The organism is Streptomyces taklimakanensis (assembly GCF_009709575.1).
Taxonomy (GTDB): Bacteria; Actinomycetota; Actinomycetes; order Streptomycetales; family Streptomycetaceae; genus Streptomyces; species Streptomyces taklimakanensis.
The window spans coordinates 428679-442321 of the sequence record NZ_WIXO01000001.1; the positions used below are offsets into that span (position 1 = coordinate 428679).

11 protein-coding genes and 2 pseudogenes are annotated in these 13643 nt (G+C 73.6%); 5 read left to right on the forward strand and 8 right to left on the reverse strand.

Annotated elements, in window-relative coordinates; all coding sequences use genetic code 11:
- The first annotated feature begins 138 nt into the window (after positions 1–138).
- Positions 139–1572, forward strand: a complete 1434-nt coding sequence (locus F0L17_RS01840) for an RICIN domain-containing protein (protein WP_155069496.1) — start codon at positions 139–141, stop codon at positions 1570–1572.
- Positions 1573–1665: 93 nt separating this feature from the next.
- Here F0L17_RS01840 and F0L17_RS01845 read toward each other — a convergent pair.
- The 3 genes and pseudogenes from F0L17_RS01845 to F0L17_RS01855 form a co-directional block, all read right to left on the reverse strand.
- Positions 1666–2712, reverse strand: a pseudogene (locus tag F0L17_RS01845) (LLM class flavin-dependent oxidoreductase); the annotation flags it as partial.
- Positions 2713–2980: 268 nt separating this feature from the next.
- Complete coding sequence (locus F0L17_RS01850; RefSeq protein ID WP_162465664.1) at positions 2981–3721, reverse strand: methyltransferase domain-containing protein; 741 nt, start codon at positions 3719–3721, stop codon at positions 2981–2983.
- Between the two features lie 115 nt (positions 3722–3836).
- Positions 3837–5174, reverse strand: coding sequence for an aminotransferase class I/II-fold pyridoxal phosphate-dependent enzyme (locus F0L17_RS01855; RefSeq protein ID WP_162465665.1), 1338 nt, complete (start codon positions 5172–5174; stop codon positions 3837–3839).
- Positions 5175–5318: 144 nt separating this feature from the next.
- Between F0L17_RS01855 and F0L17_RS01860 the strand changes: the two genes are divergently transcribed.
- Complete coding sequence (locus F0L17_RS01860; protein WP_155069500.1) at positions 5319–5966, forward strand: LysE family translocator; 648 nt, start codon at positions 5319–5321, stop codon at positions 5964–5966.
- Positions 5967–6169: 203 nt separating this feature from the next.
- On the opposite strand, the pseudogene F0L17_RS28495 reads toward F0L17_RS01860, so the two are convergent.
- Positions 6170–6457 (reverse strand): annotated as a pseudogene (locus F0L17_RS28495) (CapA family protein); the annotation flags it as partial.
- A 332-nt stretch (positions 6458–6789) separates the two neighbouring features.
- On the opposite strand from F0L17_RS28495, the gene F0L17_RS01870 reads away from it, so the two are divergent.
- The 3 genes from F0L17_RS01870 to F0L17_RS01880 all read left to right on the forward strand — a co-directional run bounded on the left by F0L17_RS01870 (position 6790) and on the right by F0L17_RS01880 (position 8560).
- Positions 6790–7032 carry an acyl carrier protein gene (locus F0L17_RS01870; protein ID WP_155069503.1) on the forward strand — a complete coding sequence of 81 codons (243 nt, stop codon included), beginning with the start codon at positions 6790–6792 and terminating at the stop codon, positions 7030–7032.
- 78 nt (positions 7033–7110) lie between these two features.
- The gene (locus tag F0L17_RS01875) at positions 7111–7614 is read left to right on the forward strand and encodes a YchJ family protein (protein WP_155069505.1); all 504 of its coding nucleotides are present in this window, start codon (positions 7111–7113) and stop codon (positions 7612–7614) included.
- Positions 7615–7807: 193 nt separating this feature from the next.
- Positions 7808–8560 carry a peptidoglycan-binding domain-containing protein gene (locus F0L17_RS01880; protein WP_155069507.1) on the forward strand — a complete coding sequence of 251 codons (753 nt, stop codon included), beginning with the start codon at positions 7808–7810 and terminating at the stop codon, positions 8558–8560.
- Positions 8561–8630: 70 nt separating this feature from the next.
- On the opposite strand, the gene F0L17_RS01885 is transcribed toward F0L17_RS01880, so the two are convergent.
- From F0L17_RS01885 to F0L17_RS01900, 4 genes are all read right to left on the reverse strand, one after another.
- Positions 8631–10397 (reverse strand): ABC transporter ATP-binding protein, encoded by a 1767-nt coding sequence (locus F0L17_RS01885; RefSeq protein ID WP_155073022.1) that lies wholly within the window; start codon positions 10395–10397, stop codon positions 8631–8633.
- Between the two features lie 229 nt (positions 10398–10626).
- Complete coding sequence (locus tag F0L17_RS01890; protein WP_338017915.1) at positions 10627–11409, reverse strand: cupin domain-containing protein; 783 nt, start codon at positions 11407–11409, stop codon at positions 10627–10629.
- Positions 11385–12320, reverse strand: coding sequence for a DUF6807 domain-containing protein (locus F0L17_RS01895; protein ID WP_155069510.1), 936 nt, complete (start codon positions 12318–12320; stop codon positions 11385–11387). The genes F0L17_RS01890 and F0L17_RS01895 overlap by 25 nt, the downstream gene beginning before the upstream one ends.
- Positions 12317–13468, reverse strand: coding sequence for a Gfo/Idh/MocA family protein (locus F0L17_RS01900; protein ID WP_155069511.1), 1152 nt, complete (start codon positions 13466–13468; stop codon positions 12317–12319). Before F0L17_RS01900 ends, F0L17_RS01895 begins: the two co-directional genes overlap by 4 nt.
- Positions 13469–13643 lie beyond the last annotated feature (175 nt).

Here is a 13643-nt window from a genome sequence, read left to right on the forward strand (position 1 = left end):
CCCCGGCTGCGACACTGCCCGACGGAGGCCGGCGCGACCCCGCCGCCGTCCGCCCGCGCCCCACCGCACCCCGGCCGGCGCCACCGTGACGCCGGCCGGCCCGTGGCAACCGACCGTCGACCGAGGAGCGTCCCCCACATGAGCCGATTACGTCTCCGGTCCCTCCTGCTCGCCCTCTGCCTGGCCCTGGCCGGCACCCTCACCACCGCCGGCACCGGGCAGGCCGCGCCCGTGACCGTCGACAACGGCGTCCGGTTCACCGACACCTCCGGCGATCCGCTGCACGCGCACGGCGGCGGCGTCCTCAAGGTGGGCTCGTACTACTACTGGTTCGGCGAGCACCGCAACGCCGACAACACCTTCCGGGCCGTCTCCGCCTACCGCTCCACGAACCTGCGCGACTGGGAGTTCCGCCGCCACGTGCTGACCCAGCGGAGCGACCCCGAACTGGCCGTCGCCAACATCGAGCGCCCCAAGGTGATGTACAACCGACGCACCGGGCGGTTCGTGATGTGGATACACAAGGAGAACGGCCGCGACTACGGCGAGGCCCGCGCCGCCGTGGCCACCTCGTCCACCGTCGACGGCGACTACACCTGGCACGGCTCCTTCCGGCCGCTGGGCCACATGTCCCGCGACATCACCGTCTTCGCCGACACCGACGGCACCGGCTACCTGGCCTCCGCCGCCCGGGACAACTACGACCTGCACATCTACCGGCTCACCGACGACTACACGCGGGTCGCCTCGCTGGTGGCCAACCCCTGGCCGGGCGGCCACCGCGAGGCCCCGGCCCTGTTCGAGCGGGACGGCGTGTACTTCATGCTGACCTCCGGCGCCACCGGCTGGTCCCCCAACCAGCAGAAGTACGCCACCGCCACCTCGCTCGCGGGCCCGTGGAGCGAGATGCGGAACGTCGGCGACTCCACCGCCTACGGCTCGCAGACCGCCTTCGTCCTGCCGGTGCGGGGCAGCCGCACGACCTCCTACCTGTACCTGGGCGACCGGTGGGGCAACTCCTTCGGCGGCACCGTCAACGACTCGCGCTACGTCTGGCTGCCGCTGTCCTTCCCCTCCCCCACCAGCATGACCATGGACTGGTATCCGCAGCTCGCCATCGACGCCGAGGCGGGCACGGTCACCGGCTCCGGCGGTCCGTACGAGACGCTGACCGCCCGGCACAGCGGCAGGTGCCTGGACGTGCGGGACCGATCCCTGGCCGAGGGCGTCGAGGTCGTCCAGTACGACTGCAACGGCGGCGGCAACCAGCGGTTCTGGTTCCGGGACGCCGGCGACGGGACGGTGCGTCTGGCGGCCCGGCACAGCTCGATGTGCCTGGGCGTGCGCGGCGCGTCGACCTTCGACGGCGCGGTGCTGGAACAGCAGTGGTGCGACGACGGCGCGCACCAGCGGTGGCGCGTGGAGGACGCGGGCGACGGCCACGTCCGGCTCCGCGCGGCGCACAGCGGCAGGTGCCTGGACGTGCTCGACGAATCGACGGCGAACATGGGTCGTGTCGCCCAGTGGTCCTGTACGGGCGGCGCCAACCAGCAGTGGCGGCGGGCCTCCTGACCGTTCCACCGCCGCGCCGGGGGTGTCCGGTGGACCGCCGGCCCGCCGGACCCCCTCCGGCCGTTCCTTCCGACCGGCCCGGCGGGCCGGTCGGCTCCAGGCGGGCATGATCCGGTCGTGGATCAGTCGGAGCTGCTCGTCCACGTCGGCGACGCCGTCCAGCTCCCTGCCGGTGAAGGCCCTGACCAGTCCGCCGTCGGTGACGGCGCAGACGACGTGGCCGACCCCGCTGGGTTCGATGTCCCGGCGGATCCTCTCCAGACACTCCTCGGGCATGCCCGAGATCGACAGCCGTTCGGTGACGTCGGGGGTGGTCAGCTCGATGCCGCGGGCCAGGTCGCCCGCGGCGACCGCCTCGATCACCGGCCTCGGCTCCGCCGGGGCGACCCCGTTGCGCCGCAGTTGCTCCTCGGGCATCGACGAGGCGTAGATGCCGACCATGGAACGGGCGGCCTCCTTCGCCGCGGCACCGTCCGGTCCGGTGGCGAGGACGGCCCACGCCCCGATGTCCAGGCTCCGCCAGTCCTTCCCCGCGCGCTCGGCTCCCGCCCTGATGTGCCGGACGGCGTAGTCGTAGGCCTCGCGGGTGCAGCTCAGCGCGTGGTGACAGCCGTCGGACAGTTCCCCGGCCGCCTCGAAGGATCTCGGACCGCGCATCGCGCCGAGTTTGACGGGGAGGTGGTCCTGCACGGGCCGGGCGAAGGTGAACAGTCCGTCGTAGGTGAAGAACTCCCCGCTGTGGGTGATGGCGCCCTCGTCCAACAGGGTGCGCACCACGTGCAGCGCCTCCTTGGTGCGGGACAGCGGGCGGACGCGCTTCCAGTCGACGCCGTACTGCGCGAGCAGTCCGAAGTTGCCGCAGGACAACACGCCTTCGGCGCGCCCTCCGGAGGGCTCGTCGAGGGTGGCCAGGGACTGGGCGATCAGCGTGGGCTCGCGCAGGACGACGGAGGACAGACTGGGGCCCAGCCGGATGCGGTCGGTCTGCCCGGCCGCCGCCGCGAAGAGCAGCCACATGTCCTTGTGCCAGGTCTCGTCGGCCGCGTAGCAGGCGTGGAAACCCAACTCGTCGGCGAGCCGGATCGAGGCCAGTGACTCCTGGAGCGGGTGGTCGGGCAGCAGCGCGTAACTGAACTTCACCGGACGACCTCTCTTCGGGGCTCCCCAAGGGCCGGTGGACGGACCACCGCACCGTCGAGACTGGCTCCCTCCCCACCGTCTGCCCGGGGCCTCCCGGTCGCACCGCACGCCTGCCGGCCGCCGGGTGCGGATGTCCGTTGGGGAGGCGCGACGGCATCCACGAGGCCCTCCTCGCCCTCGGGCGCGCGTCGCCCTGCCGGCGGCGCCCGAACTCCCGACAGGAGCTTCGGGACGAGTACGGCTTGCATCGACAGCCCGGTGGCCGATCTCAGGTGGGCTTGCGCCACACGGAGATGTGCTCCGTGGAGTCCTGGGTGAACGGCGCCCCGTCCCAGTCCGCGACGCGACGTTCCGGTTCGAGCCCGGCGATCCGGGCCATCAGGTCGAGCTCCGCCGGCCAGGCGTACCGGTGACGGGAGTTGCCGCGACGGTAGCGGCCGTCGTCACCGTCGCGGGTGAAGTGGTGCGAGACGAGGATCTGCTCCACCAGGTCGAAGGTGTCGAAGCCGAGATGCCGCTCGGAGACGTCGAACGGCACCGCGACCTGGCCGGGCGGCAGGAACCGCAGCGGCGGCACGGCCAGCTCGACGACGAATCGGCCACCGGGCTCCAGATGACGTGCGGCGTTGCGGAAGCACTCGACCTGCTCGTCCTGTGTGAGCAGGTTCGTGATGGTGTTGTAGACGAGATAGACCAGGCTGAACTCGCCGGGAACCACGGTGGTGGCCATGTCCCCGATGACCACCGGAAGCGTGCTCTCGTCGACCTTGCGCCGCAGAACCGCCGCCATGTGCTCGGACAGTTCGATGCCCACCACCGGCACGCCGCGTTCCCGGAGCGGGACGCCCACGCGTCCGGTTCCGATGGCGAACTCCAGCGCCCGGCCGTCTCCGGCGAGCTCGGCGAGGAAGTCGAGAGTCGGTCCGAGAACGGCAGCCGAGAACATCTCGGTCTCTTCGGCGTCATAGCGGTCGGCGGCCGCGCGGGTCCACAGTTCACTGCTCGTCACAGGAGGCCACTTTGCCCAGTGCCGAGGGGCGCTGTCGACGTGTTTGTTCTCCGCCGGCTCCGACCGCGCCGGGCGGGACAGGCCGGTACATCCCCCCGACGGGTCGTCCGACAGGTCATCCGGCGGGCGCGTCCCGCGGTGTGGAGCGGGCGAGCGCGGCGAGGGTGGTCAACGCCCGGTCCAGGACGTCCACGGGCGGCGACGCCAGCGCCAGGCGCACCGCGCGCGGGGCGCGTCCGGTGTCGGCGGCGAAGGCCGCCGCCGGGGTGACCGCGATGTCGTGGCGAGCCGCCGCGGCGACGAACGCGTCGGCGCGCCACGGCGACGGCAGCTCCCACCAACAGAAGTACGACAGCGGATCACCGCGCACGGTGAAGCCGTGCAACCGTCGGGCGGCGATCTCCCGGCGGCCGGCGGCGTCCCGCCGCTTGGCGTGGACGACCCGCCCCACGGCGTCGTCGGCCGACCAGCGGGTCGCCGCCTCCAGGGCGAACCGCGCGGGCCCCCACCCCCCGGAGCGCAGTGCCTCGGCGACGGCGGGCACCAGTGCGCGGGGGGCGACGGCGTACCCCACCGTCAGGCCGGGGGCCAGCCGCTTGGAGAGGCTGTCCACCAGGACCGTCCGCTCGGGGAGCAGGGCGGCCAGCGGCGGCAGGTCGTCGCGGAGGAAACCCCAGACGGCGTCCTCGACCACGTCCACCCCCAGCCGGCCGAGCACGTCGGCCAGTTCCTCCCGGCGCCGCTCGGGCATCACCAGGCCCAACGGGTTGTGCACGACCGGCTGCACGTAGACGGCTCGCAGCGGCGCGGTGCGGTGGGCGGCGGCGACGGCCTCGGGCACCACTCCGGCCTCGTCCACCGCGAGCGGGACGATCTCCACCCCGAGTCGCGTCGCGACGGACCGCAGCACCGGGTAGGTCAACTCCTCGACGCCCAGCCGTCCACCGGCCGGGACCAGCGCGGCGATCGCCGCCGCGATGGCCTGGCGACCGTTGCCGGCGAACAGCACCCGATCCGCCTCCGGGCGCCAACCGCCGCGGGTCAGGAGGGCGGCGGCGGTGTTCCGGGCCGCGGGCGTGCCGGCGACGCCGACGGGGCGCGAGGCGGACTCCAGGACACCGGGGCGCAGCAACGGAACGATCCCGGCGGCGAGAAGCGCGGACTGCTCGGGCACCACCGGGTGGTTGAGTTCCAGATCGACCCCGTCATCGGCCGGTTCGGCCGTCGCCGTCCTCGACGGCCGCGGGGCGGCCCGGACGAAGGTGCCCCGGCCGACCTCGCCGGTCGTCAGGCCGCGGCGGGCCAACTCGCGGTAGACGCGCGCCGCCGTCGAGTTGGCGATGCCGTGGAGCCGGGCGAACTCCCGTTGCGTCGGGAGGCGGTCGCCCGGTCTGCGCCGCCCCGAGGCGATGTCCGCCGCCACCCCGTCGGCGATCCGCCGGTAGTCCTCCACACACCGCTCCTGGTTCCGCCGACATTGCCGGCACCCAACCAACCACACCATTGATCCGAGAGCAATATCCTTTATTGCACTTCGCCAGGAGAGTGCATACGCTCGGTGGCCACGACCCCGGAAGGGAAGACGGAGGGCACTGTCATGCTCGGAGCGGGTGAGGTGCTCGGCGTCGCCGCGATCTCCCTGGGAATGGTCCTCACCCCCGGGCCGAACATGATCTACCTGGTGTCCCGGAGCATCACCCAGGGACGCCGTGCCGGAATCGTCTCCCTCGGCGGGGTCGCCCTCGGCTTCCTGGTCTACCTGTCGGCCGCGAACCTCGGCCTGTCGGTGGTCTTCCTGGCCGTGCCCGGACTGTACGCCGCGGTCAAGTTCGCCGGCGCCGGATACCTGGCCTGGCTCGCCTGGCAGGCGCTCCGCCCCGGCGGGACCTCCCTCTTCGCCACGCGCGAGGTCCCGCACGATCCGCCGCGCCGGCTCTTCGCCATGGGACTGGTGACCAATCTGCTCAACCCCAAGATCGCCATCATGTACCTCTCGCTCATACCGCAGTTCGTCGACCCGCGGGGCGGCCACGTCCTCGTCCGGGGGATCGCCCTCGGCGCGGTGCAGATCGTCGTGAGCGTGGTCGTGAACCTGGCGATCGTCCTGGCCGCCGGGACCATCGCCGCCTTCCTGGCCCGGCACCCCTCCTGGCTCCGCGTGCAGCGGTACGTCATGGGGTCCGTCCTCGGCGCGCTGGCCGTCTCCCTGGCGGTCGACAACAGCCGCCCGACGCGGACGGTCTGACCCCGCCTCACCGCCGGCGCCCGAGCGACCGGTCGTCGCCGCGGACACCCACCGCGTGACGTACCAGCGCGTGGCGTCCCACCGCGTGGCGCCGACCGCCGATCCGGCCCCGAACCACCCTCGCAGGGGCGGCGGCCGCGTCCCGCGTCGGCCCGACCGCGACCTCCACTCCGGGCCCGGACGAGGTCCCGGCCCGCACCCGCCCACGCGTCGAGGGTCTCCTCCGACCCCCGGCCACCGAAGTCCGTCACGTGGTTGTTCGCCAGACCGCAGACGTCGGGGCGGACGGCCGTCAGGGCGGGAAGGTTGCCGGGGTTCACCCGGTGGTGGACGCCCTCGCCCGGCGCGAGTCCGTTCTCGCGCCTGACCGGGTCCCCGCTCACACCCCCAAGGGTGGGAAACTCCCCGTTCGGCGTGTCCCGGGCCGGAGCCGCCCGGTCGCGGGGCACCGACACCATCGGACCGCGCCGGGTGTGGGCCGGTCGGCCCATCGGCACCGGCCCGTCCGCCCTGCGGCTCCGGTGCCGCCCGTGGTGTCATGGTGGCGGACCGCGGAGGCGGCCACCGGGCGCGGAGGAGCGGAGCGAGACCGCGCACCGCGCGATCGGAACCCGTGAGACACGGGTGGCCTCCGACGGTCCGCGCGCCCGGCGTGGCCCCCCCCCGTACGCCGGGCGCCTCCACGCGGTCCGGCGGGCCCGCTCCCCCCTTCACCCGCCCCCGCCGTCCGGTCCCGGCGGACATGTTCCGCACGTGCCGTTTTCTCCGCGTTTCCCGGGAAACCCGAAGGTCCGAACGTCACGACCCGGAGGATGGTGAACCGATGGCAACCGGAGAGACCGGATTCAGCGACGTCGTCTACGACCTGATCTCGGTGCAGTACCACGCGCTGAAGGCCGGACACGACTACGGGCAGTACGTCCGCGACGCCGAGAACGCCGGCAAGCAGGAGATCGCCGACTTCTTCCGCAAGGTGATGGAGGAGGACTCCCGCCGCGCCGCCCAGTGCCACACGTACCTGGCGCAGCTTTCCGGCACCGAGGACGCGGGCCCGGCCGTTCAGTAGGGCCCGCGGGAACGCCCCACGGGAAACGGCTCCCACCCCCGGCCGCGCGGATCCCCGCGCGGCCGTCACCATGGGGACATGTCCCGACGTCGATCACGCCCGCGACCGGCCGCACCGGCCCCCACCGCCACCGATCCGGCCGCCCCCTGCCCCTGCGGCCTGTCCGCCCCCTACGGCGAGTGCTGCGCCCGGTACCACCGGGGCCCCTCCCCCGCCCCCACCGCCGAGGCGCTGATGCGCTCCCGCTACAGCGCCTTCGCCGTGCGCGACCGGGGATACCTGCTGCGCACCTGGCACCCCGACACCCGGCCCACCCGTCTGGACCTCGATCCGCACGTACGGTGGCGACGGTTGGAGATCCTCTCCACCACCGGCGGAAGCCCCTTCCACACCGAGGGGACCGTCGCCTTCCGCGCCCACTACACCGAACGAGGACGCCCCGGGGCCCCGGAGGTCCTGGAGGAACACAGCCGCTTCGCGCGCCACGAGGGCGCGTGGGTCTACCTCGACGCGCTCGGCGCGTCCGACACCGGCGGGGACGCCTCCGACGCGGGACGGCGGGAGCGGCCCGCGCGGCGGTAGAAGTCGCGCGACCGGCTCCCGCACGACCGGAAACGAGTATGGTCGGCGGAGGACCATCCGTGAGCGGCCGCACACCGTGTGACGCGATCCGCGGCGGGTGCCGTCCCGGCCCCGGAACCCGGCGCGGCTCGCGCCCCGGCGGCCTTCCGTGTCCCTCCGCACGGGGGAGGGCGAGGAGGAACAGGAGGGGGAGATGGCGATCCGTTCCGACCGGGAACCGCCGTTCCACCGCCCGGCCGCCGGGCCCGCGCGGTCCCTGGGCCCGTGGGACGACGCGCGGGTGAGCCCTCCGGGCGGGGAGGGGCACGGAGCCGGACACGGAACCGACCCCGCCGCCGGTTCCGTCGCGCTCCCCGAAGCGGGGGGAGGGTTCCTGAGCGGGCAGCGCGGGCCACGTGCCGTCTCCCTGATCCTGACCACGGGAACCATCGGCTCCGCCCTGGCCGGCCTGCTGTTGGCCTCCGGCGTCCTGACGCCCGCCTCCGGCGGCCGACCCGCCGGCCTGGCCCAGGCCCCTCCCACGACGACCTCCGCGCCGGAGGGGGGAGCGTCGGTCGCCCCGGTGCCCTCCCCGACGGCACGGGTCCCGTCCACGCCGCCGCCGAAGCCGCGCACCGCACCGCCGTCCGGGGCACCGGCGTCCGGGGCCTCCCCGAGGACCCCCGCCCCCGCGCCGCCGGTGTCCGTCCCGTCGCCCGCGTCCCGACCGTCACGGGCCGCCGACCCCGACGTGTTGCGACAGGGCGACACCGGGCCCGCGGTGCGGGAGCTCCAGGAACGGCTGTCGGAGATCCCCCACGTCTACCCCGACGGTGGCGTCGACGGTCGGTACGACGCCGCCGTCGCCGAGGCCGTCGCCCGCTACCAGGAGTGGTACGGAGTGCGCGGCGACGAGGAGGGGGTGTACGGCGACGACACCCGGCGCGACCTGGAGGAGCGCACCTGATCCGCGGTGCGCGGACACCTCGCACGGCGCTCGGGCCCGGCACCGACGCCCGGGGGCCCGGGGGCCCGGGTCAGACGGACTGGACGGCCTGGAGCTCCGCGTAGCGGCCGCCGGCCCGCAACAGTTCCTCGTGGGTGCCGATCTCCGCGATCCTGCCCTCCTCCATCACCACGATGCGGTCCGCGCCCCGGACGGTGGACAGCCGGTGGGCCACCACGAAGACGGTCCGGCCGCGCACCAGCCGCGACAGCGCCTGTTGGACCAGCGCCTCGGAGCGGGAGTCCAGCGCGGAGGTGGCCTCGTCCAGCACCAGCACCCTGGGGTCGCGGATCAGGGCGCGGGCGATGGCCAGGCGCTGCTTCTGTCCACCGGACAGCCGGGCCCCGCGCTCGCCGACGACGGTGTCCGGGCCGGCGGGCAGTCCGTCGACGAACTCCAGGGCGTTGGCGGCCCGCAGCGCGGCGCGGACCTCCTCGTCACCGACACCGGTCAGGCCGTAGGCGACGTTGTCCCGGACGCTGCCCTCGAAGAGGACGGACTCCTGCGGCACGACGGACAGGAAACGGCGGTAGCTGCGCAGGTCCAGCTCCTCCATGTCGATGCCGTCCAACAGGACGCGCCCGGAGGTGGGCCGCAGGAAGCCGGTCACCAGGTTGAGCACGGTCGACTTGCCCGCGCCCGACGCACCGACCAGCGCTATCGTCTCGCCGGGACGCACCGAGAGGGTGAAGTCCCGGACGGAGTGGCGGTCGGCGCCGTCGTAGGCGAAGTCGACGCCCTGGAAGTCGAAGCGCCCGCGGACGGCGGTCACCTCGGTCTTGCCCGCGTTCTGTTCCAGGTCGGGGGCCTCCAGCACCTCGCCCGCCGAACGGACCGACTCCAGCCCCTTGGTGATCACGGGGGTGAGGCCCAGCAGGGTGGTGACGGCGGCGGTCAGGGAGGAGAAGTACGCGCTGAGCATCACCACGTCGCCGGGGGTGACGGCCAGTCGGCCGTGGTAGGCGGCCAGCGCGGCGCCGACCAGACAGCCCACGCCCAGGGCGTTGAGCAGGATCCAGCCCAGGGCGCCGAACCGGCCGTTGAGTCGGTCCAACCGCAGTCCGGCGTCCAACACCTGCCGCAGCGTGCCGTCCACCCGGCGCAGCGCGGTGCCCTCCAGTCCGTGGGCGCGGGTGACGGGGATCAGGGTGGTCATCTCGCTGACCCGTGAGGAGAGGTGCTCCACTTCCTGGCGGAACGTTTCGTTGTAGGAGCGCAGTCGTCCGCGCAGCCACACCACCAGCGCGGAGGCGGCCGGGACGACCAGCAGGAAGACCGGCAGGAAGGCGGGGGTGCGCAGCGTGATCACCGCCAGCGCGCCGACGAGCGTCGCCAGCGCCGACAGTCCCTGGTCGCCGGCCTGCTGGACGGACGTCTCGACGTTCTCCACGTCCCGGACCACCTTGGTCTGGAGCACGCCCGCGCTGACGCGTGAGTGGTAACCGATGGAGAGCTGCTGCATGCGCTCGCACAGCGCGAAACGCATCCGGTTGCCCGTACGGCGGGCGCTGCCGTACCAGCAGCGGATGTAGAGCAGTTGGAAGGGGTAGTTGAGGACGAGGGTGAGCAGCAGCAGGCCGGCGTTGAGCCACAGGTCCAGGATCGGTCCGCGGTGGACGACGATGTCGATGACGTTGGCGGTGATCAGCGGCATCAGCCAGGTGGGGCTGTGCTTGACGAGGAACGCGAGGGTGCCGAGCACCATCCGGCCGCGTTCCTGCCGGAAGAGGTAGGTGAGGGTGCGGACCGGGTGCTCGCCCCGGTAACGGTGGTCGAGGGGGCCCTGCGGCACGGCCATGTCGGGACTCCTGTGCGGGAACGGCGAGCTGGTGAGGTGTGCGTGGGGGAGCGCCTCGTCGCGCTGCATCGGTTGAGTATCCCCCCGCCCCGGCACCGTTCCGAACCCCGTCCCGGCCGAGCGGTCGGCGCCCCGGGGGGCTCGGAAGCCCGGAGGCCCGGAGGCTCGCGACCCCGGCGACCGGCCCGGTGGGGTCTGCCGGCCCGTCCGGCAGACCCCACCGGGCCATTCACTCGCCGTGGTAGGGCAGGGTGGCGCCGGGGATCTCGTACTCCGCGCGGCGCCCGCACATCCCGTAACCGCCGCGCCGGGTCGGCATCGCGGCCTCCACCCTCGCCTCGGCCAGGTGGGCGACGTCGCCCGCGCCGAGGGCGGCCAGTTGGGCGCCGGTGCGTTCGGCAGCGGCGAGAGCACCGGCACGCCACAGGCGCGCCCAGTCGGGCACCCGGGGCGCGACGAGCCGGGCCGCCGCCCGGTGGAACTCCACCAGGGGCCCGGCGTCGCCGGCCCGCAGGGCGTCCCGCAACGGGAGGTAGCCCTCGACGGCCATGTCCCGGCGGCGCCTGGCGGCCTCCTCCGCCACGAGCCCCTCCTTCGCGGGCAGGGAGGCCGCCGCCGCGTACCGCTCGGGGTCGGCCAGGACGGACGGCGGGAAGGTGAAGACGGCGTCGCCGGCCTCGGGCAGGCCGCTGTTCTGCATGAGCACCGTGACCTTCAGTCCGTCCCGCTGGACCATGCGGTGCACGGTGCCGGGCGTGAACCAGACCACCGCCCCGGCCACGAGATCCGTCTCCCGGTACCCGTCGATCGTCAACGTCTGCACGGCACCGCGGCCGCCGGTGACGACGTACGCCTCCGTGCAGACCAGGTGGACGTGCGGACTGCCGCCGCACACTCCGTCGGCGGCCTCCCAGTCGTAGGCTTCGAGGTGGGAGAGACCGACCGCGCCCGGTAGCGGGGCGGGGGACGGCTCGTCCCGCGCCGCGTTCACCACCCGTGCGCCCCCAGCCACTCCTCCACGCGGTCGCGGTCCCAGGCGCCGTCCGCGACGACCACGCGGTAGCGGTAGGAGAACTCCTCCCCGGGGGGTAGCTCGAACTCCTCGAAGAACGCCCAGGAGACGGCGACGACCGGGGTGGGCTCGGAGCGCACGAACCAGTGGGAGGGGTGGATCGCGTCGTCGTTCTCCGGCGCGTGGGCGAAGACCAGGGTGCTGTGCGCGTCCACACCGTCACGCGGAGCGGTGAACGCCAGCCACGGTGCCCGGGTGCCCATCATCTCCGCGGCTCCGGCCTCCCCCCGTCCACCGCGGCCGTCCGGTCCGAACACGTCACCGCCGGTCAGGTCGCGCGGACCGCGCCAGTGGAGTCCGGTGTAGCCGGCCATCTCGCGCCCGGCCGTGGTCGGGGAGCCGAAGCGCAGCGTCTCGGTGTGGGTGTTGAGCAGACGGATCGACCAGTCCAACGCCCAGGCGCCCTCCTCCGGTTCGGCCGAGTGCGCCTCGACGGTCCGCGTCTCGCGCGCCCACTCCCGGCCGCCGTTCTCGATCCAGGTCAGGCGCTCGGTGAAGGAGGCCCGGTCCCCAAAGGCCTCGACGGTGTCGAAGGCGTCGTGCCGCATCCGGCCGACGCGGTCGTGGAGCGGCAGGTAACCGCGGCCGTGGACGTAGGAGTTGCCGCCCCAGAAGTTCTGTCCGGACAGGTGGCTGGCCGTCATCTGCAGCCCCTTGTGCCAGCGGTGGTCGCTGGGACGGTAACCGGTGACGGTGTGGCCGGCCAGGGTGCGCAGCGGGTGGGCGTAGGGCTTGCGGGACTCGAAGGGGTCCGGGTCGGGTCGGTAGACGTACGACATCAGCTCGGTCCCGCCGCAGGCGACCGAGATCCGCTCGCCGTGGGCGTGGGTGACGGTGATCGGCGCGCTCATCGGCTCTCCTCCACGGAGGTGTGCGGTGCCCAGTCGGGATGGTCGCCGTGCATGGCGTCGTAGTACGGGTCGCCGGGTCCGATCTCGCCGGCGCGCACGGGCAGCCCGGTGAAGGCGGCCTTGTACAGGGCGGCGGTGAACTCCAGGGTCCGGCGGGCGTCGTGGCCGCTGCCGGGCGGACGCACCCCCTCGCGCAGGGCGGCGAGCAGACCCGCGAGTTGGGCGGTGTGCGAGCTGGGCAGGTCGGCGGCGGGGGTGCGCCAGGCGCGGACGCGTTCGGCGGCGTCGGCGGTGTCCGCGACGTGGGGCGCGGGGGTGTAGACCCAGTCGTCGTTGGTGTGTCCGTACAGATGCGTCAGTTCGACGGTGGCGTCGGTGCAGTCGATCCTTATCCTGCTGGTCTCCTGAGGGGACAGGACGCTGTTGACGACGGTGGCCAGGGCGCCGCCCTCGAAGCGGACGAGCGCGGTGGAGACGTCCTCGCTCTCCACGTCGTGCACCAGGCGTCCGGCCATGGCGCGCACCTCGGTCCAGTCGCCGAGCAGGTGCAGCAGCAGGTCCGTCTGGTGGATGCCGTGGCCCATGGTGGGGCCGCCGCCCTCGGTGGCCCACCGGCCGCGCCAGGGGACGGAGTAGTAAGCGGTGTCGCGGTACCAGGTGGTCTGGCAGTGCGCGACGAGCGGTCTGCCCAGCGCTCCGGAGGTCAGCAGCTCGCGGGCGTGGACGGCGCCGGAGCCGTGGCGGTGCTGGAAGACGACGGCCGCGTACGGGCCGCCGTCCGTGCCCTCCGCGGCGGCGATGGCGTCGTACTCCGCCAGCGACAGGCACAGCGGCTTCTCGCACAGCACCCAGGCGCCGGCGCGCAGCGCGGTCACGACCTGTTCCCGGTGGAAGGCGGGTGGAGTGCCGATGAGGACCAGGTCGGGACGTTCCCGTTCCAACATCTCGTCCAGTTCGGCGTACCCGGCCACGCCCTCGCCCGCCTCGGCCCGGAAAGCGTCGAGCCGTTCGGCGTCCACGTCGACGGCGGCGACCAACTCGACCTCGTCGGCGTGGGCCGCGAGAGCGGGCAGGTGCCCGCCGATGGCGATGGCCCCCGTGCCGACGACGGCGGCGCGGAGACGCGGGGCGGTGGGTGGTGCTGGCATGGAGAGCCGGCTCCTTCTGTGTCGACAGTGATGGAAAGCGCTTTCCGGAGAGGACCCTAGAAGCCGGGAGGGTGCCTTGAAAAGAGGCCGGGTGCGGGGAGGGCGGCGGATCCCTTCGGGGTGAGAGGAGGAGCACCGGCTGTCGCCCCTCCTTGGGGCGCACGACCCGGCGGCC